Origin of the sequence: Plantibacter sp. M259, from assembly GCF_006065115.1 — a bacterium.
GTDB classification, from domain to species: domain Bacteria; phylum Actinomycetota; class Actinomycetes; order Actinomycetales; family Microbacteriaceae; genus Plantibacter; species Plantibacter auratus.
Window position 1 is genome coordinate 314,303 of record NZ_CP040750.1, and the last position, 19,068, is coordinate 333,370.

Here is a 19,068-nt window from a genome sequence, read left to right on the forward strand (position 1 = left end):
CCACGACTGCGCTCTCGAGTCCTAGTCCTGGTCGCCGATGTCGGCCAGGCGCGCTTCCTCGTCGGCGGTGATCGCCGATTCGATGATCGGCCCGAGCGCGCCGTTCATGACACCGTCGAGGTTGTACGCCTTGTACCCGGTCCGGTGGTCGGCGATGCGGTTCTCCGGGAAGTTGTAGGTGCGGATGCGCTCGGAGCGGTCCATCGTACGGATCTGCGTCTTGCGGGCCGCGCTGTCGAGAGCGGCCTGCTCCTCCTGCTGACGCGCGAGGATGCGGGCGCGGAGCACGCGCATACCGGCCTCACGGTTCTGCAGCTGGCTCTTCTCGTTCTGCATCGACACCACGATGCCCGTCGGCAGGTGGGTGATGCGCACCGCGGAGTCCGTGGTGTTGACCGACTGACCACCCGGGCCGCTCGACCGGTAGACGTCGATCTTCAGGTCGTTCTGGCTGATCTCGACCTCTTCCGGCTCATCGACCTCGGGGAAGACGAGGACACCCGTGGTGGAGGTGTGGATGCGGCCCTGGGACTCGGTGGCCGGGACGCGCTGCACGCGGTGCACGCCGCCCTCGTACTTGAGGTGCGCCCAGACCCCCTGCGACGGGTCGGTCGCGTTCGACTTGATCGCCACCTGGACGTCCTTGTAGCCGCCGAGGTCGCTCTCCGTGCGTTCCAGGAGTTCAGTCTTCCATCCCTTGGACTCCGCGTAGTGCAGGTACATCCGGAGCAGGTCGGCGGCGAAGAGGGCACTCTCGGCGCCACCCTCGCCACCCTTGATCTCCATGATGACGTCGCGGCCGTCGTCGGGGTCGCGTGGGATGAGCAGCCGGCGGAGCTTCTCCTGGTTGGTCACCAGCAGCTCTTCGAGCACCGGCACCTCCTCGGCGAACGCCTCGTCCTCCTTGGCGAGTTCGCGAGCGGCGTCGAGGTCCTCCTGCGTCGCCTGCCAGGTGTGGTACGCCGCGATGATCTTCGACAGCTCGGCGTAACGGCGGTTGATCTTCTTCGACCGCGCGGGGTCGGCGTGGACCGCCGGGTCGGCGAGCTGATCCTGGAGATCCTTGTGCTCGGCGACGAGCGTCTCAACTGATTCGAACATCGTTCTCTTCCTTCATCACCATCATGCGGCACCGGGGGCGAAACAGGACCGACCCCACCCGTTCCCGACGCCGATGCGGCGCGGGTGCGGATGGGGTCGGTCGGGACCGCTAGCGGTGGTTGTTCTCGTGTCCGTGGCTGTGCGAGGTCGGTGCGGGCATCGACTTCTGCATCTGGACGAGGAACTCCACGTTGGACGTGGTCTCCTTGAGCTTGCCGAGGACGACCTCGAGGGCCTGCTGCTGGTCGAGGCCGGCGAGGGCACGACGCAGCTTCCAGGTGACCTTGACCTCGTCGGGGGCGAGCAGCATCTCCTCGCGGCGGGTCGAGGACGCGTTGACGTCCACGGCCGGGAAGATCCGCTTGTCGGCGAGCTGGCGCGAGAGCCGGAGCTCCGAGTTGCCGGTGCCCTTGAACTCCTCGAAGATGACCTCGTCCATCTTGGAACCGGTCTCGACGAGCGCGGTCGCGAGGATCGTGAGGGATCCGCCGTTCTCGATGTTGCGAGCGGCACCGAAGAAGCGCTTCGGCGGGTACAGTGCCGCGGCGTCGACACCACCGGAGAGGATCCGACCCGAGGCGGGTGCGGCCAAGTTGTAGGCACGACCGAGACGCGTGATCGAGTCGAGCAGCACGACGACGTCGTGGCCGAGCTCGACGAGACGCTTGGCGCGCTCGATCGCGAGTTCGGCGACCGTCGTGTGGTCCTCGGCCGGACGGTCGAAGGTGGAGGCGATGACCTCACCCTTCACCGTGCGCTGCATGTCGGTGACCTCTTCGGGACGCTCGTCGACGAGCACGACCATGAGGTGGACCTCAGGGTTGTTGATCGAGATCGCGTTGGCGATCTGCTGCAGGACGATGGTCTTCCCGGCCTTCGGCGGGGCGACGATCAGGCCGCGCTGGCCCTTGCCGATCGGTGCGACGAGATCGATGATGCGCTGCGTGAGCTTCGTCTGCTCCGTCTCGAGACGGAGACGCTCCTGCGGGTACAGCGGGGTCAGCTTGCCGAACTCGACGCGGGCGCCGGCCTCGTCGACGGACAGGCCGTTGACGGAGTCGACCTTGACGATCGCGTTGTACTTCTGGCGGCTGCTGCTGTCGTTGTCGCGCGGCTGACGGATGGCTCCGACGACGGCGTCGCCCTTGCGCAGGTGGTACTTCTTCACCTGGCCGAGGGAGACGTAGACGTCGTTGGTGCCCGGGAGGTAGCCGGAGGTGCGCACGAAGGCGTAGTTGTCGAGGACGTCGAGGATGCCGGCGACCGGGATGAGGACGTCGTCCTCGGCGATCTCGGGCTCGACGTCGTCGTTCTGCACGGATCCGCGACGCTTGCGGTCGCGGTAGCGGCTGCGGCCGCCACGACCCTCGGCGTCGTCACCCTGGGGACCCTGGTTGCCCTGACCGCCCTGGTTGCCGCGGTTCTGCCCCTGCTGCTCCTGCTTGGCGTCGGCCTTCTGGCCGGCGTCGGCGTTCTGGCCACCATTGTTCTGGTTGCCGTTGTTCTGGCCACCGTTGTTCTGGTTGCGGCCTCGGCCACGACCGCGACGGCCGCCGGACGACTGGCCGTCCTGCTGCTCGCCGTCCTGGGTGTCGTCGGCGTCCGTGTTGGCGGCGTCGTCGTTCGAGTCCTGCTCGGAGGCGTTCTGTGCGGCGCGGTGCTGCTCGCCGCCGGCCTGCTCGCCGGTGCCCTGCTCAGCCGTGTTCTGCTCGGCGTCATCGGCGTTGCGGTCGCGATCGCGTCCGCGACCACGGCGGTTGCCGCGCGAACGCCTCGGCGTCTGCTCGGGGGTCGTCTCGTCGGCGCTCGGCGACTCGGCGGTCGCGGCGGCGTCATCGGACTGCTCGGCAGGAGCCGCGTCGGCCGGAGCGGACGGCGCCTCGGCCTCGACCGGGGCGGGTGCGGCAGCCGGCGCAGCCGGTGCCTCGACGACGGGAGCGCCGACGATCGGGGTCGCGTTCGGGGCGACGGTGGCCGTCGTGGCCCGGCGGGACTTGCGTCGCGCCGGCGGGGCCGCCTTCTCGGCACCGAAGGCCTGGTCGAGCGCGAGGTCGAGCTCGGGCAGCTTGGACTGCACCGGTGCCTCCGGCGCGACCTCGAGCGCGGAGACCGACTCGATGACGTCGGCGGTCTCGGTGGTCGCCGCGGCGGTGTCGGTGTCGGTGCTGTTCTGGATGGTCTGGATGGCTTCGACCAGCTCGCCCTTGCGGAGCTTCGAGGCTCCGGCCACTCCGAGAGCGGCGGCGAGGCGCTGCAGGTCGGCGACCTTGAGCGTCTTCGGGTCGGCATCCAGCGAGACGCCTGAGGCGCCTTCGTTGACGTCTGTCACGTGTGTCTTCCTTCCCTTGCGTCGAGACAGAGCTGTCTCGCGCAGGCGGCGATCGCACCGGAATCCTGTGCGGCGGGTGGGTGATGTTCACACGACGCAGAGCCTGTGCGGATAGCCCGGTGCGACGACCCGGCGGAGCGCTGCTCAGCAGGATGGAAACACGATGGGACCCGAACAGACGCGATCAATTGGTGCGAAAGCGATGATTGTGCGGAATTGCCCCGGAAGCCGGTTACGCCGAAGAGGCGGGGTGGGCCGGGTGCCCTCCCACTGTAGCACCCTTGAAGTCGACCGCGAGCATGAGCGACTGCCACGGGGTGGTGGCGTGCTCTGCGACGAGCGCGGTGGCTTCGAGGCGTCGTCCGGGATCGTCCGCGAGGACGAGGATCGACGGGCCGGCGCCGGACACGACGGCGGCGAAGCCGTGCTCGCGCAGCAGCGTGATGAGGGTGTTCGTCTCGGGCATCGCTGCGGCGCGGTAGCTCTGGTGGAGCCGGTCCTCGGTGGCCGCGAGCAGGAGCTCGGGGCTCTGCGTGAGCGCGGCGACGAGGAGCGCCGAACGCGAGACGTTGAACGCCGCGTCGGCGTGTGGCACGTTGGCGGGCTGCAGGCTGCGGGCGAGTTCCGTGGACATCGTGTGCTCGGGGACGAGCACGAGCGGCGAGACCCCGCGGTGCACGATGAGCTTCTTGTGCTGCGGGCCGTCGTCCGTCGTCCACGCGATCGTCAGGCCGCCGAACAGCGCCGGAGCGACGTTGTCGGGGTGACCCTCCATCTCCGTCGCGAGCCGGAGGAGGTCGTCCGGTCCGAGCTCGACCCGACCCTCGAGGAGCCCCTTCGCCGCCATGATGCCGGAGACGATCGCGGCGCCCGAGGAACCGAGGCCACGGCCGTGCGGGATGACGTTCCGCGCGACGACGTCGAGACCGGGGAGGTCGTGGCCGTAGGCACGCAGGGCGTGTGCGATCGCGGTGATCACGAGGTTCGAGGCGTCGGTCGGCACCTCGCCGGCACCGACGCCGATGACCTCCACGAACACGCCCGGCTCCTCGCGGACCGTGACGGTCAGCTCGTCGTACAGGGCGAGCGCCAGGCCGAGCGTGTCGAAGCCGGGGCCGAGGTTGGCGGTGGTCGCCGGCACCTTCACGGTGACGGTGCGTCCGATCGCAAGCGGTTCGGTGTGACTCATAGGGATGCCTGCAATCTGGTGAGAGGTCGGCGAGCGACGCGGTCGGTGGTCGTGCGGTTCGGCACCTACTCGGCTCCTTCGACCCGGAGCACGGACACGACCCGCTCGACGTGGGCGTTCGAGGCGAGCTGCTCGACGGTGGCCGCGAGGGCCGATTCGAGCGCCCGGTGGGTGCCGATGACCAGGGTAGCGGTCGACAGCGTCCCGTCCGAGGAGGCCACGGACTGCTGGAAGGTCTCGACCGAGACACCCCCGTCGCTGAGGATCCCCGCGACCGCTGCGAGCACGCCGGGTTCGTCGGCGACCTCGAGGGTGACCTGGTACCGCGTCGTGACGCGCCCGATCTCGAGGACCGGCAGGTCGGCGTGCGTGGACTCACCGACACCGGGGCCGCCGGCGACGTGTCGGCGCGCCGCCGAGACGAGGTCGCCGAGCACCGCGGAGGCGGTCTCCTTGCCGCCCGCACCGGCGCCGTAGAACATGAGGCTCCCGGCGTTCTCGGCCTCGACGAACACCGCGTTGTTCCCGCCGTGCACCGCGGCGAGCGGGTGCTCCCGACCGATGAGCGCCGGGTAGACGCGGGCCGACAGGCCCTCCTCGCCGGTGGTCTCGTCGACGATCCGCTCCGCGATCGCGAGCAGCTTGATGACGTAACCCTCGCTGCGGGCGAGGTCGACCTGCGCCTTCGTGATCCCGGTGATGCCTTCACGGTGGACGGCCTCGACGGGGACGGTGGTGTGGAAGGCGAGACTCGCCAGGATGGTCGCCTTCTGCGCCGCGTCGTAGCCCTCGACGTCGAGGGTCGGGTCGGCCTCGAGGTACCCGAGCTCGCTCGCGACGGCTGCCGCGTCCTCCATCGTGTCGCCGAAGCGGTCCATCCGGTCGAGCATGTAGTTCGTGCTGCCGTTGACGATGCCGAGCACCCGGTTGATGCGGTCGCCCGCAAGGCTTTCCCGCAGGGGTCGTATGATCGGGATCGCCGCGGCGACGGCCGCCTCGTAGTACAGCTGGGCGCCGACCTGCTCAGCGGCGTCGAACAGTTCAGGGCCGTGCGTCGCGAGCAGCGCCTTGTTGGCGGTGACGATGTCGGCGCCGGCGTTGATGGCCTGCAGGATGTGGCTGCGCGCCGGCTCGATGCCGCCGATGAGCTCGATCACGATGTCGGCGCTCAGGATGAGCTGCTCGGCATCGGTCGTGTACAGCTCCTTCGGCAGGTCGACGTCGCGAGGTGCGTCGACGTCGCGCACGGCGATGCCGATGAGCTCGAGGCTCGCTCCGGCTCGGGACGCCAGTTCGTCGGCGTGCTCGAGCAGCAGACGCGCCACCTGCGAGCCCACCGATCCGGCACCCAGGAGGGCGACCTTCAGTCCGCGGTATTCGATCATTCCGTGTCCAATCCCGCATCGCGGCTGAGGAGGTCGTGCTCGGTCTCGCCCCGCACGATGACGCGGGCCGCGCCACCCGACACGGCGACGACGGCCGGGCGACCGAGGTAGTTGTAGTTGCTCGCGAGGGACCAGCAGTAGGCCCCGGTCGCGGGGACGGCCAGGAGGTCGCCGTCGCGGACGTCTGCGGGCAGGTAGTCGGCGTTCACGACGATGTCGCCCGACTCGCAGTGCTTGCCGGCGATCCGGACGAGCGCGGGGGACGCGTCGCTCACGCGATCGGCGATCCGGACCGTGTAGTCCGCGCCGTAGAGCGACGGCCGGGCGTTGTCGCTCATCCCGCCGTCGACGCTGACGTAGCGGCGGACGGCCGTCTCGCCCTCGTCGTTCCAGGCGACCACGACGTCCTTGATGGTGCCGACCTCGTACAGCGTGATGCCGGCGCCGCCGATGATCGCGCGTCCCGGTTCGAAGGCGAGCTTCGGGATCCGCACGCCGTGGAGGTCTGCGGCGGCCTGGACACCGGCGAGGATGTCCGCCGCGAGCTGCTCGATCGGCGTCGGGTCGTCGGCGCTGGTGTAGGCGATGCCGAAGCCACCACCGAGGTTGAGCTCGGGCACGGGGCCGCCCTCGAGCAGACGGGCGTGCACGGCGAGCAGGCGGGCGGCGGATTCGGCGAACCCGTCGGACCCGAAGATCTGCGAGCCGATGTGGCAGTGGAGTCCGAGGAAGTCGAGCGAGGCGTGGGCCCGGATGCGCGCGACGGCGTCGGCGGCGTCCTCGAGCGGCAGGCCGAACTTCTGGTCCTCGTGGGCGGTCGCGAGGTACTCGTGCGTGTGGGCGTGGACGCCGCTGTTCACGCGCAGCCGCACCGACTGGACCCGGCCGGCGCGCTCGGCCGCCGCGGCGACGCGGTCGATCTCGGTGAGGCTGTCGAGCACGATGGCGCCGATCCCGACACCCACGGCTTGCTCGATCTCAGCGACCGACTTGTTGTTGCCGTGGAAGCCCAGCTGGGCCGGATCGGTTCCGGCGGCGAGTGCGACGGCGAGTTCTCCGCCGCTGCAGATGTCGATGCGGAGCCCCTCCGCCGTCATCCACCGCGCGACCTCGGCCGAGAGGAAGGCCTTCCCCGCGTAGTAGACGGCGACACTCGTGCCGCGGGCGGCCGCCTCACGCTCGAACGCCTCTCGCAGCGTGCGGGCGCGGGCCCGCGCGTCGTCCTCGTCGACGACGTAGAGCGGCGTGCCGAAGCGCTCCTGGAGCGTGCGGACGTCGACGCCGCCGAGCTGCAGGAGGCCGTCGGTGTCGCGGGCGGCCGAGGCCGGCCACACGGCCGGATCGAGCGCGTTCGGATCGACGGGCTCGGCGAGCCAGTCGGGGGCGAGGGGGTTTCTGGCCACGGGGGTGTCCTGAGTCCTGTTGAGCGGAAAAGGAGGTTCTCGTTGGGCGAGCGGACCCGGTTTGGCCCCTGAAGCACCGATTGGTAGAGCACCGAAGAAGGTGGATGCGCACGGCCCGGTGGTTGGTGATCCCGGTCGTCCGCACCCATCGTCGCTCGGTTGGAACGACTGTGGTGGAACACGGGCCGGAGGGCCCGACGGCACACCTCACCGCCCGGTCGGAGCAGTGGGTGTGTGGAAAGTCTAGCGAGACGTGCGTGCCCGTGCAGCATCGTGACGTCGGGTGGCCCGCTCCCCTCCACCGCCGGGTGGCGGGGCGAGGTTCAGTCGCAGCTGCCGAGCGTCTGCAGCGACGCCTCGTCGAGGCGGAGCGTCGTCGACGTCAGGGTGGCGGTCGCCGCCTCCGGCGTCACCGCGAGGCCGTCGAGGTCGACCCCCTCGGGCAGGTACTGGGCGACGCAGATGCTCGGCGGGTCGCCCTGCAGGAAGCCGGTCACGAGCGCCCGCAGGTCGATGACGCCGAGGAGGCCGGTGTCGACGTTCACGGACGTCGGCATGAGGTTCACGCGGTCGGCCGTGGTGGTCGGCGCCACGGAGAAGTCGTACGGGATCGTGAACCCGAGGACGGTCGCCTCACCCGCGTACCCGATCTCGTCGTCGCCGAGGGTGAGGGTGCCCGGAAGCCCGGCCGTCTTGGCGAGGTCCGCCGCTCCGGCAGCGTCGATCCTGATGGTCGCCACCACCCGACCGATGGTCTGCTCCGGGTCGAGAGGGACCCGGTCCGCGCTGACCCTGAGATCCAGCGGGATGCCGTCGACGCTCGCGTCCGGTGCACGCAGGTCGACGTGCTCGAACGTTCCGGAGAGGTACTGGGCGATGACCGAGGCACCGCCGATCGACACGGCGACGTCCGCGTCGACGTTGTCCGGCAGGCTCTGCTCGATCTGCGTCGCGACGCGCTCCTCGGCGACGCCGCGCACGATCATGTCGGCGATCAGGAACGCGCCGAATAGGACGACGAGCACCCCGACGACGATGACGATCGGAAGCCAGGGACGCCTGCGCTTGCCCGACGGTTGCTGCTCACTCATGTTCCGAGGGTAGCGAACCACGGTCTCCGTGGACGCGCCGGCGGGAGGACGGCGCGAGCGCAGGACCGTTCCCGAGGAACCGTCCTGCGCTCGCGCGGATCTCCTGTTGCGGCGAAGCTACATGCGCTCCGGCGCGGAGACGCCGAGGAGCGCCAGCCCGTTGCGAATGACGGTGCCGGTCGCGTCGTTCAGCCAGAGGCGCGTGCGGTGCAGGTCGGTGACCGGCTCCTCCCCCATCGGGACGACCCGGCAGCTGTCGTACCACTTGTGGTACAGGCTCGCGGTCTCCTCCAGGTGCCGTGCGACGCGGTGCGGCTCGCGCAGCTGTGCGGCCTGCGCGACGATCCGCGGGAACTCCTGGAGGACGCCGAGGAGCGCCGACTCCGTCTCGTGGACGAGCAGCTCCGGCGCGAAGGCGCTGCGGTCGACCCCGGCCGAGGCGGCGTTGCGCGCCACCGAGTTCGTGCGGGCGTGCGCGTACTGGACGTAGAACACGGGGTTGTCGTTCGTCCGGCTGCGGAGTTGCTCCGGGTCGAGGGCCAACGGCGAATCGGCCGGGTAGCGCCCGAGCGAGTACCGCAGTGCGTCCGTCCCGATCCAGGCCTGCAGGTCGTCCAGCTCGATGATGTTGCCGGCGCGCTTGGAGAGTCGGGCGCCGTTCACGCTCACGAGCTGCCCGATGAGCACCTCGATGTCGCGGTCCGGGTCGTCTCCGGCCGCGCCCGCGAGGGCCTTCAACCGGTGGACGTACCCGTGATGGTCGGCACCGAGCAGGTAGATCTTGTGCTGGAAGCCGCGGTCGCCCTTGTTCAGGTAGTACGCGGCGTCGGCGGCGAAGTAGGTGTAGACGCCGTTGGAGCGACGGATGACGCGGTTCTTGTCGTCGCCGAAGTCCGTCGTGCGCACCCAGACGGCGCCCTCCTCGTCGAACACGTGCCCCTGCTCGCGCAGCCGGTCGACGGCCTGGTCGATGAGGCTCGTGCCGTCCTCGCCCGTCGCGTGCAGCGTGCGCTCGCTGAACCAGACGTCGAAGTGGACGTTGAAGCGCTCGAGGGACGCGCGGATCTCACCGAGCTGCAGGGCGTAGGCGCGCTCCCGCGCGACCTCGCGGGCGTCCGAACGCTCGAGGAGGTCGGGGATCTCGGCCAGCACGGTCTTCGCGAGGTCGCCGATGTACGCCCCGGGGTAGCCGCCCTCAGGCGTCGGCTCCCCCTTGGCCGCGGCGAGGATCGAGTCCGCGAAGGTGTCCATCTGGTTGCCGGCGTCGTTGATGTAGTACTCGCTGACGAGCGTCGCGCCGGACGCGCTCAGGACGCGGGCCAGGGAGTCGCCGAGCGCGGCCCAGCGCGTGTGGCCGATGTGGAGCGGGCCGGTCGGGTTGGCCGAGACGAACTCGATGTTGATGGTCTGACCGGCGAGGCTGTCGTTGCGACCGAACGCGTCACCGGCGTCGACGATCACCTTCGCGAGCGCACCCGCGGCAGCGGCGTCGAGGCGCACGTTGATGAACCCGGGACCGGCGACCTCGACCGAAGCGACACCGTCGACCTGCACGAGCGCGTCGGCGAACTCCTGCGCCAGCTCGCGCGGGTTGGAACCCACCCGCTTCGCGAGCTTCATCGCGATGTTGCAGGCCCAGTCGCCGTGATCGCGGTTCTTCGGACGCTCCAGCACCACGTCGTCGACCGACACCGCGACCTCGTCGGTGATGCCCGCCGCCTCGCGTCGTCGTTCGACGATCGGAACGACGATGGCGTGGAGGGCGGAGGCGAGGTCTTCAGGAGTCACGAGGAGCGATTCTACCCGGGCGCGTCGCACCGGCGACACGGTGGTCCTCCGGGGCGACCGTCAGGCGAGCACGACCGCCTGCGCCGGGTCGTCGGCGGGCAGGACGTCGATCAGGGCGTCGATCCGCATGTCCTCGACGGTCACGTTGCCGTGGTGGTTGCTCAACCAGGCCACGTCCGCCGCGTCGCGTCCGGTGGCGATGCGGACGAGCGACTGACGCGGGGCCAGGCCCGTCGCGTCCACCACGTGCCAGGCGCCGTCGACGAAGCCCTCGGCCACCGCGTGGAAGTCCATGGGGACGAGACCAGGGGCGTAGACCGCGGCGTACCGGGCCGGGATGTCGAGCGCCCGCAGCATCGCGATGGTCAGGTGCGCGAAGTCGCGGCACACGCCACGGCCGGCGGCCAGGGTCGACACCGCACTGTCGGACACGGTCGTGGAGCCGGAGACGTAGGAGAGGTGGCGTCCGACCCAGGCCGCCACCCATGGCAGCACCTGCAGCACGCCGGACACCGTGCCGTCCTCGTGCAGGCGACGGTGCTCGAGCAGGTAGCCGAGCTCGGAACGCGCGAGCGAGAACAGCGCGTCCGACTCGCAGTACCGGCTGGGACGGAGGTAGGTCACGGTCTCCAAGGCGTCGACGGGACGCGGCACGGCCTGTCCGACGACCACCGCCTCGTAGTCGACCTGCAACCGGCCGGGCTCGGCGATGACCCGGTGGAGTCGTGTGTCGTCCGGACCCACGATCTCGGTGACGGCGCACGGGCCGTCCGAGGAGTGCACCTGCAGTCGCTCGCTCGCCAGCGGGGTGCCGCCGGCTGCAGCGATGGAGAAGATGAGGTCGGCTCGATCGTGCACCCGCAGATCGAGCGACGCGGTCAGGGTGCGCTGCATGACCTCATTCTTCCACGCGACAGCTGTCGCCTGCCCCGCAGGCCTGCGGTACCGACGGGAGCCCCGACTCTGGTAGCTTGGAGACGTTCCGCCTTCGTAGCTCAGCGGAAGAGCGCTTCCCTCCGGAGGAAGAAGTCGCTGGTTCGAATCCAGTCGAGGGCACCATCACCATCTCGCGAGGTCCTGCTTCGCATCGCTCCGACTCCGGGACGCGGGGGCCATGCACCGAGCCGATCCCCTGCCGCAGCCGGCGGTCCGCTTCCTGCGCTGGGCCAGCGCCGCCGAGCTCGACCTCGCCGGCACGGCCGCCCGGCTGGACGCGCCAGCCCGCCAACGCCTCGACACTTCGTCCGCGACCGCGGCCCGTCGGTTCCTGTTCGGTCGCGCACTGCTCGTGCGCACCGTCGCGGAGACGATCGGCACCGACCCCGAGCGGATCGAGGTCACGGCGGTCTGCCCGGACTGCGGTCTCGCGCACGGACGACCACGGGTGCGCTTCGGAGACCGGACCGTCCACGTGAGCGTCTCCCACACCGCCGACGCCTCCGCTGTAGCGGTGTCGATCGAGTACCCCGTCGGTGTCGACGTCGAACGGCTCGACGCGGCCCGGTTCGCCGGAGTCGAGGACGTCGCCCTCAGCCCCACGGAACGGGAGCAGTGGCAGCGGCTCCCGGACCGACGACGCCTCCGGGCGCTCGCCGAGCGTTGGACGGCTAAGGAGGCCGTGACGAAGGCCCTCGGTACGGGCCTCACGACCGATCCCGCGACGATCGACCTCGGGCCGGGTGCCGCACCGCACGTCACCGAGACCGCGGGCCACCGCTTCGTCGTCGACCACCCGGAGCCGGTGCCGGGATTCGTCGTCGCGACTGCCCTCCTGCTCCCCTGACCCGGTTCAGCCGACGGGGAACGGCGGGAGCGCCTCCTGGAAGAGCCACGCGTCGAGGAGCGGCTCGACCGGTGCCGGCGCATGTCGATCGGCCGTCCGGATGAAGTCGTCCGTCGACACGCTCGAGTGCCGGAAGGACGCCACCCAGTCACGCAGGAGGTCGAAGAACGCCTCGTCGCCGAGCAGTCGACGCACGGCGTGCAGGGCGATCGCGCCCCGCTTGTAGACCCGGTCGTCGAACATGTCCGCGGGTCCCGGGTCGCCGACGACGAGGTCCTGCGGTGCCCGTCGGAGCGCCGCGTAGTGCGCCCGAGCACAGGCGTCGGCCGTCTCAGCGCCCGACTCCTCCGACCACAGCCACTCGGCGTAGCAGGCGAAGCCCTCGTGCAACCAGATGTCCCGCCAGGTGGCGATCGTCAGGCTGTTCCCGAACCACTGGTGGGCGAGCTCGTGCGCGATCAACCGCTCCGAACCGCTGACGCCGTCGACGTGGTTGCGGCCGAACACACTCATCCCCTGCGCCTCGAGGGGTATCTCGAGCACGTCGTCCGTGACGACGACGCCGTAACTGCCGAAGGGGTAGGGCCCGAAAGCGCGCTCGAAGCACGCCAGCATGTCGACCTGGTCGGCGAAGTCGTGTCGGAACCGCGCGGTGAGATCGCGCGGCAGGTGTGCGACGACCGGCACCGTGCTCGTCGCGACCCGAGCGCTGACGGCGAGCCGCTGGTACCGGCCGATCTGCACCGTCGCGAGGTAGGCGGCCATCGGTTCGGGCTGCTCGTAGACCCACGTGGTCCGGCTCGCGCGGGCGACCCGCGACACCAGCTCCCCGGGGGCGACGACCGTGTACGCCGATGACGCCGTGACACTGATCCGATAGGACGACTTGTCCGAGGGGTGGTCGTTGCAGGGGAACCAACTCGATGCGCCGCACGGCTGGGACGCCACGATGACGCCGTCCTCGAGTTCCTCCCAGCCGATCTCGCCCCAGGGGCTGCGTACGGGACGGGGCGCACCCGAGTACCGGACGAGCACGGAGAACTCGGCGCCGTCCGCGATGGTGTTCCGGGGCGTCAGCGTGAGCTTGCCCGAGCCGTGCGTCCGCTTCGCCTCGGCCCCGTCGACCTGGACACGGGTGACGCGCAGCGCGGCGAGGTCGAGCGAGAACCGGGTGAGCTCCTCCGTCGCGACGGCGGTGAGTCGAGCCGTCCCGGACAGGGCGTTGCGGTCGACGTCGTAGTCGAGCTCCAGCTCGTACCGGACGACGCGGTAGCCACGGTTCCCGCTGGAGGGCGTGTAGGGGTCGCCTGCGCTCCGCAGACGGGCCAGAGCCTCCCCCATCAGGACGCGACCTGGGGCTCCCGGTACTCCGCCGTCGTCACCTCGCGCCACGGGCCGATCGGGTTGCCGCTCCACCGGGTGCCCGCCGGGACGCGTTCTCCGCGCATGACGAGCGAGGCCGGTCCGACCGTCGCGTCGTCGTCGATCCGCGCTCCGGGGAGGATGACGCTGTGCGGCCCGAGCGTGGCGCCCGATGCGAGTTCGACCTGATCCATACTCATGATTCGATCATGGAACAGGTGCGTTTGCACAACGCAGCCCCGGTTGACCGTCGCGCCGTCGCCGAGTCGGACGAGGTCGGCCTCCGGCAGCCAGTAGCTCTCGCACCAGACCCCACGACCGATACGGGCACCGAGCGAGCGCAACCACCAGGTGAGGGCGGGGGTGCCGGTGGCGGGTGCCGCGAACCAGGGTGCCGCGACCATCTCGACGAAGGTGTCGGACACCTCGTTGCGCCAGATGAACGAGGACCAGAGCGGGTGCTCCCCCGTGCGGATCGGGCCGACGATCACCCATTTGGCGACAGTCGTGATCCCGGCCGCGACTGCGCCGGCGGCCAAGAGCACGGCACCGCTGACGGCGATCGCCACACCGAGACCCCAGGTGTCGGCGAACCAGGCGAGCGCGAGGAGCACCAGGAGCGCGATGCCGGTCGTCACCATGACGGGGACGATGCGGCAGAGTTCCCACAGCGCGCGGGCGATCCGGAGCCGGAGCGGTGGGTCGTAGGTCCGGTCGAGATCGGCGTCGGACACCTGCCGCCGGAGTCGCATCGGTGGGCTCCCGAGCCAGGACGAGCCGGACTTGGCCTTCCGCGGTGCGGCCGACAGCACGGCCACGAGGCCGTTCTTCGGAACGTGCATGCCGGGGCCCGCCATGCCGGAGTTGCCGAGGAAGGCACGCTTGCCGACGGACGCGCCGGCGATCCGCATCCACCCGCCGCCGAGCTCGTAGGAGGCCACCATCGTGTCGTCCGCGAGGAAGGCGCCGTCGCCGACGGTCGTCATCCGCGGGAGGAGGAGGACCGTCGACGCCTCCACGTTGCGCCCGACCTTCGCCCCGAGCAGGCGGAGCCAGACGGGCGTGAACAGACTCGCGTACAGGGGGAAGAGGAGGGTGCGCGCGGCGTCCAGGAGCCGCTCCGTTGCCCACACCTGCCAACCGACCCGGCTGCGCACCGGGAAGTAGCCCTCGCTGAGACCGAGGCCGAGCAACCGGACGAGGCCGATCGTGCTGATCGCCAGGACGACGAACCACACGAGGGTGGCGACAGGCACCCAGAGGAGCGCGCGCCAGGAGAACTCGAGCAGGCTGGTCGCTCCCGACGCGCCGGCCGCCACGACCGCAGCCGCCAGCACGAAGGCGAGGAACGGCAGCACCGACAGCAGCGCCGATCCCGCGCCGTATGCGAACAGCCAGCGTCGGCGACGCGGGGGTCGTTCGGTCGGCCACACCGGTTTCGCCTTGCCGACGCGGACGGCGGGCGACCCCGACCACAGGTGTCCGGAGGGGACGCGGCCGAAGACGGACGATCCTGGAGCGATCTCCGCACGCTTGCCGATCCGGGTGCCGGCGAGCAGGGTACTGCGAGCGCCGACCGTGCTCTCCGCGCCGATGTGGACGTGGCCGAGCCGGAGCGTGTCGCCGTCGACCCAGTAGCCGCGGAGGTCGACCTCGGGCTCGATCGACGCACGCGCCCCGACGGTGAGGAACCCGGTGACCGGCGGCACGCTGTGGAGGTCCGCGTCGGCACCGATCTTCGCGCCGAGGGCCCTGGCGTAGCTCGAGATCCAGGGGGCTCCGGCGAGACTCACCGCGCCGACCGTGTCGGCGACGCGTTCGGCGAGCCAGAGTCGAACGTGGACCGAGCCGCCGCGCGGGTAGTCGCCCGGACGGACGCCGACGAGGAGGAGCTTCGCCACGACGACGGAGATCGCCATGCGCCCGATGGGGGTGATGACCACGAGGAAGCCGAGGGCGATCCACCACCAGGAGACCATGGGGAGGTAGGGGACGTCCGCGACGAGGCCGAGGACCCGACTGCCGGCGAGCAGGTACACGAGCCACCGGAGTCCGACGAGGATGAGGAGCGGGACACCCAGGAGGGTCTGTGCCCACTGGGTCGCGAGCGGCGTCGGGAGCACGGGGTCCGCGACGGCCGCCCGACTGCGACGCTCGGGGCGTCGGCCGTCGAGTTCGGCGGCCATCGCGCCCAGTCGGGGGTGGCCGTAGATGTCGGCGACGGTGAACTCGGCGTCGCGGGTGCGGATGAGCGAGACGAGCTGCGCGGCGGCCAGGCTCCCGCCGCCCAGGCTGAAGAAGTTGTCGCTCTCGGCCGTGATCCGGACACCGAGGACGGCCGTCCACTGCTCGGCGAGCCACGCGGCGGTGCCCGACAGGGTCGAGGCGTCCTCCCCGTCGGCGGCGTCGAGCGGCCACGGTAGTGCGGCCCGGTCGACCTTGCCGGAGGTGCGGGTGGGCAGCTCGCCGACGACCGCGAGGAGCGGGACGAGCGGGGCCGGGAGCTGCTCACGGAGGGTGTCGAGCGCCCGCTCGACGGAGAACCCGTCGCGGTCGGGCACCGCGAGGTACCCCACGAGGACGGCGTTCCCGGCGGCGGTGCGCTGGACGGCTGCTGCCGCACCCGAGACGTTCGGCAGCGCCTGCAGGGCGGCCTCGATCTCCCCGAGTTCCACGCGCCGACCGCCGATCTTCACCTGATCGTCCGCGCGCCCCTGGAACACGAGTCCTGCGGCCTCGTAGCGGACGAGGTCGCCGCTCCGGTACGCCCGCGACCACCCGATGCTCGGCATGGGCGCATACCGTTCGGCGTCCTTGGCGGGGTCGAGGTACCGGGCGAGTCCGACGCCGCCGATGATGAGCTCGCCGACGCCGCCCTCCTCGACCGGGACGCCCTCGGCGTCGACCACGGCGAGGTCCCACCCGTCGAGTGGCAGCCCGATGCGCACGGGCTGCTCGCCGGTCAGCAGCGCGGCGCAGGCGACGACGGTGGCCTCGGTGGGTCCGTAGGTGTTCCAGACCTCGCGACCGTCCACCGCCAGTCGGGCGGCGAGCTCCGGCGGGCAGGCCTCGCCGCCGAAGATGAGCATGCGGATGTTCTCGAGGGATTCGGCGGGCCACATCGCCGCCAGCGTGGGCACCGTCGACACCACGGTGATGCCCTTCGCGGTGAGCCAGGGTCCGAGGTCCATGCCGCTGCGGACGAGCGAGCGCGGCGCCGGGACCAGGCACGCGCCGTGTCCCCAGGCGAGCCACATCTCCTCGCAGGACGCGTCGAAGGCGACGGACAGGCCGGCCAGCACACGATCACCGGGGCCGAGGGGTTCCGCCTGGAGGAAGATCCGCGCCTCGGCGTCGACGAACGCGGCGGCAGAGCGGTGCGAGACGGCGACGCCCTTCGGCGTGCCCGTCGAGCCGGAGGTGAAGATGATCCAGGAGTCGTCGTCGAGTCGCGGTGGTTCGAGGACCGGGATCGCCCGGGTGCCCGGGTGGGGTGCCGCGCCCGTCGCGAGCTGCACCCGGTCGGGATCGGCGCCGTCATCGGCCGGGTCCTCCGTTCCGCGGCGCGCGCGTTCGAAGACACCGCCGTCGACCAGGACGCCGACGACGGCCGCCTCACCGAACACGAGTCGTGCCCGCTCCTCCGGGTCGTCGGCGTCGACGGGGACGTAGGCCGCTCCGGTGAACAGGATCCCGAGGATCCCGAGGTAGAGGTCGCGGGTGCCCGAGGCGATCCGGACACCGACCCGGTCACCGCGGCGGACCCCGGCGGCGAACAGTCCGGCCGCGACCCGCTCGGCACTGAGGACGAGCTCGCGGTAGCTGAGCGCCCCCTCCGCGTCCTCGATCGCCGAGGCCTCGGGGTGCGACGCGGCGACGTCACGGAGGACGTCGAGGAGGGTGCGTTCGGCCGGTGCACGCACGCCACCGAGCAGCGCGGGCTGCCGCTCGAGGAGGGCGGTGCTGGTGTCGGCGTCCATACGCGATCCCCTGTCGTCCGGCTGTTCAGCGCCGCCAACGGTAGGCAGCGCGCATGGACGGTTGGTGAACACCAGTCAACCGCCAGATGTCGTGGAACCGTCGGCGACGCTCCGTCGACCCCCGGCATCCTCGGAGGACGCGCGCCTACCATGGCCTGCATGACCATCGACTACTCCGTGCCCCAGGAACGCCAGCTCGTGACCGCCATCCCCGGCCCCCGATCGCTCGCCCTCACGGAACGGCGCCGCCGGGCGGTGTCGCGCGGTGCCGGCAACCTCGCGCCGGTGTGGATGGACCACGGCTCCGGCGGCATCCTCGTGGACGTCGACGGCAACCACATCATCGACCTCGGAACGGGCATCGGCGTGACGACCATCGGGCACGCCAACCCCGACGTCGCCGCGGCAGCAGCCGAGCAGGCGACGAAGCTCACGCACACGCTCTTCACCGTGACGCCGTACGAGAACTACCTGCGCGTCGCGGAGAAGCTGTCCGAGATCACGCCGGGCGACTTCGAGAAGCGCTCGATCCTCCTGAACTCCGGTGCCGAGGCCGTCGAGAACGCGGTGAAGATCGCGAAGAAGTACACCGGACGTCGCGCGATCGTCGCCCTCGACCACGCCTTCCACGGACGCACGAACCTGACGATGGCGATGACCTACCGGCCTGCGCCCGAGCGCCTCGGGTTCGGCCCGTTCCCGGGTGAGATCTACAGCGTCCCGCTCTCCTACCCCTTCCGCGACGGACTCGACGGACCGGCGGCCGCCGAGGTGACGATCGACTACATCGAGCGGCACATCGGCGCGAGCGAGGTCGCCGCGTTCTTCGCCGAACCGGTCCTCGGCGACGGCGGCATCGTCATCCCCGCGCCCGGCTACTTCGCGCGCATCAGCGAGTGGTGCACCGAGAACGGGATCGTGTTCGTCGCCGACGAGATCCAGGCCGGCATCGGCCGCACCGGCGCCTGGTACTCGATCGAGCACCACGGCGTCGTGCCCGATCTCATCACGAGCGCCAAGGGCATCGCCGGCGGCTTCCCCCTGTCGGCCGTGACCGGGCGCGCCGAGATCATGGACGCCGTCCAGCCCGGTGGCATCGGCGGCACCTTCGGCGGCAACCCGGTGTCCACGGCGGCCGCGCTCGCGACGCTCGAGGTCATCGAGCGCGAGGACCTGCTGGGCGAGGCACGTCGCGTGGAGGCGACCCTGCGATCGCTCATGGGTGACTGGGCCGAGCGGTTCGACATCGTCGGCGAAGTCCGGATCATCGGTGCGATGGCCGGTGTCGAGCTGGTCGTCCCCGGCACGAAGCAGCCGCACCCCACGGCACTGCAGACCGTCATCGACGCGGCGATCGCCCAGGGTGTGCTCGTGCTCGACGCCGGTACCTGGGACTCGGTGCTGCGACTCCTCCCGAGCGCGGTCATGTCCGACGAGCTCCTCCGCGACGCGGTGTTCGTCCTCGAGGACGCCCTCGGTCAGGTCTCCTCCTAGCGGCAGCGGTCGCCTCCGCTGGTGAGATCTCAGCGCGGTGCGCTGACGCGAGCGCGGGTCTGCGGCCGCCGTACCCTTCCGCCAGCGCGGTGCGCTGACGCGAACCCACCCGAATCGGCGCGGGCGCGGTCCGGGCGCGTGAGCGCGGGTCTCCGGAGGGTCG

12 protein-coding genes and 1 tRNA gene are annotated in these 19,068 nt (G+C 70.9%); 3 read left to right on the forward strand and 10 right to left on the reverse strand.

Going from position 1 to position 19,068, the window contains the following annotated elements; translation table 11 throughout:
- Positions 1–21 precede the first annotated feature (21 nt).
- The 8 genes from prfA to FGL15_RS01515 form a co-directional block, all read right to left on the reverse strand.
- Positions 22–1,101, reverse strand: a complete 1,080-nt coding sequence (gene prfA / locus FGL15_RS01480) for a peptide chain release factor 1 (protein WP_071262434.1) — start codon at positions 1,099–1,101, stop codon at positions 22–24.
- A 109-nt stretch (positions 1,102–1,210) separates the two neighbouring features.
- Entirely contained in the window at positions 1,211–3,430 is a 2,220-nt protein-coding gene (gene rho / locus FGL15_RS01485) for a transcription termination factor Rho (RefSeq protein ID WP_138944683.1), read from the reverse strand.
- 232 nt (positions 3,431–3,662) lie between these two features.
- The gene (gene thrB, locus FGL15_RS01490; protein ID WP_071262436.1) at positions 3,663–4,619 is read right to left on the reverse strand and encodes a homoserine kinase; all 957 of its coding nucleotides are present in this window, start codon (positions 4,617–4,619) and stop codon (positions 3,663–3,665) included.
- 65 nt (positions 4,620–4,684) lie between these two features.
- On the reverse strand, positions 4,685–6,004 hold the full coding sequence (locus FGL15_RS01495) for a homoserine dehydrogenase (protein WP_079002763.1): 1,320 nt from the start codon (positions 6,002–6,004) through the stop codon (positions 4,685–4,687).
- The gene (gene lysA / locus FGL15_RS01500) at positions 6,001–7,407 is read right to left on the reverse strand and encodes a diaminopimelate decarboxylase (protein WP_138944684.1); all 1,407 of its coding nucleotides are present in this window, start codon (positions 7,405–7,407) and stop codon (positions 6,001–6,003) included. The genes FGL15_RS01495 and lysA overlap by 4 nt, the downstream gene beginning before the upstream one ends.
- 323 nt (positions 7,408–7,730) lie before the next feature.
- The gene (locus FGL15_RS01505; RefSeq protein WP_138944685.1) at positions 7,731–8,498 is read right to left on the reverse strand and encodes a DUF2993 domain-containing protein; all 768 of its coding nucleotides are present in this window, start codon (positions 8,496–8,498) and stop codon (positions 7,731–7,733) included.
- Between the two features lie 117 nt (positions 8,499–8,615).
- Positions 8,616–10,286 (reverse strand): arginine--tRNA ligase, encoded by a 1,671-nt coding sequence (locus tag FGL15_RS01510; RefSeq protein WP_138944686.1) that lies wholly within the window; start codon positions 10,284–10,286, stop codon positions 8,616–8,618.
- Positions 10,287–10,346: 60 nt separating this feature from the next.
- Positions 10,347–11,180 (reverse strand): transglutaminase family protein, encoded by an 834-nt coding sequence (locus tag FGL15_RS01515; protein WP_138944687.1) that lies wholly within the window; start codon positions 11,178–11,180, stop codon positions 10,347–10,349.
- Between the two features lie 90 nt (positions 11,181–11,270).
- Here FGL15_RS01515 and FGL15_RS01520 point away from each other — a divergent pair.
- Positions 11,271–11,345 (forward strand) — tRNA-Arg (locus FGL15_RS01520).
- A 55-nt stretch (positions 11,346–11,400) separates the two neighbouring features.
- On the forward strand, positions 11,401–12,069 hold the full coding sequence (locus FGL15_RS01525; RefSeq protein WP_138944688.1) for a 4'-phosphopantetheinyl transferase superfamily protein: 669 nt from the start codon (positions 11,401–11,403) through the stop codon (positions 12,067–12,069).
- A 6-nt stretch (positions 12,070–12,075) separates the two neighbouring features.
- Here the strand turns inward: FGL15_RS01525 and FGL15_RS01530 are convergent, their stop codons facing one another.
- Both FGL15_RS01530 and FGL15_RS01535 read right to left on the reverse strand, forming a co-directional pair.
- Positions 12,076–13,410 carry a M1 family metallopeptidase gene (locus FGL15_RS01530; RefSeq protein ID WP_138944689.1) on the reverse strand — a complete coding sequence of 445 codons (1,335 nt, stop codon included), beginning with the start codon at positions 13,408–13,410 and terminating at the stop codon, positions 12,076–12,078.
- On the reverse strand, positions 13,410–17,411 hold the full coding sequence (locus FGL15_RS01535) for a Pls/PosA family non-ribosomal peptide synthetase (protein WP_138944690.1): 4,002 nt from the start codon (positions 17,409–17,411) through the stop codon (positions 13,410–13,412). The genes FGL15_RS01530 and FGL15_RS01535 overlap by 1 nt, the downstream gene beginning before the upstream one ends.
- Positions 17,412–17,570: 159 nt before the next feature.
- On the opposite strand from FGL15_RS01535, the gene FGL15_RS01540 reads away from it, so the two are divergent.
- Positions 17,571–18,905: an aminotransferase class III-fold pyridoxal phosphate-dependent enzyme gene (locus FGL15_RS01540; protein ID WP_370281985.1), complete on the forward strand. Its 1,335-nt coding sequence runs from the start codon at positions 17,571–17,573 to the stop codon at positions 18,903–18,905.
- The last annotated feature ends 163 nt before the right edge of the window (positions 18,906–19,068 follow it).

What these genes read in the sequence shown, in the direction of transcription:
- prfA (WP_071262434.1), bottom strand. Translation starts at nt 1,101, where the DNA reads ATGTTCGAATCAGTTGAGACGCTCGTCGCCGAGCACAAGGATCTCCAG.
- thrB (WP_071262436.1), bottom strand. Translation starts at nt 4,619, where the DNA reads ATGAGTCACACCGAACCGCTTGCGATCGGACGCACCGTCACCGTGAAG.
- FGL15_RS01495 (WP_079002763.1), bottom strand. Translation starts at nt 6,004, where the DNA reads ATGATCGAATACCGCGGACTGAAGGTCGCCCTCCTGGGTGCCGGATCG.
- FGL15_RS01505 (WP_138944685.1), bottom strand. Translation starts at nt 8,498, where the DNA reads ATGAGTGAGCAGCAACCGTCGGGCAAGCGCAGGCGTCCCTGGCTTCCG.
- FGL15_RS01515 (WP_138944687.1), bottom strand. Translation starts at nt 11,180, where the DNA reads ATGCAGCGCACCCTGACCGCGTCGCTCGATCTGCGGGTGCACGATCGA.
- FGL15_RS01525 (WP_138944688.1), top strand. Translation starts at nt 11,401, where the DNA reads ATGCACCGAGCCGATCCCCTGCCGCAGCCGGCGGTCCGCTTCCTGCGC.
- FGL15_RS01530 (WP_138944689.1), bottom strand. Translation starts at nt 13,410, where the DNA reads ATGGGGGAGGCTCTGGCCCGTCTGCGGAGCGCAGGCGACCCCTACACG.
- FGL15_RS01535 (WP_138944690.1), bottom strand. Translation starts at nt 17,411, where the DNA reads ATGGACGCCGACACCAGCACCGCCCTCCTCGAGCGGCAGCCCGCGCTG.
- FGL15_RS01540 (WP_370281985.1), top strand. Translation starts at nt 17,571, where the DNA reads ATGACCATCGACTACTCCGTGCCCCAGGAACGCCAGCTCGTGACCGCC.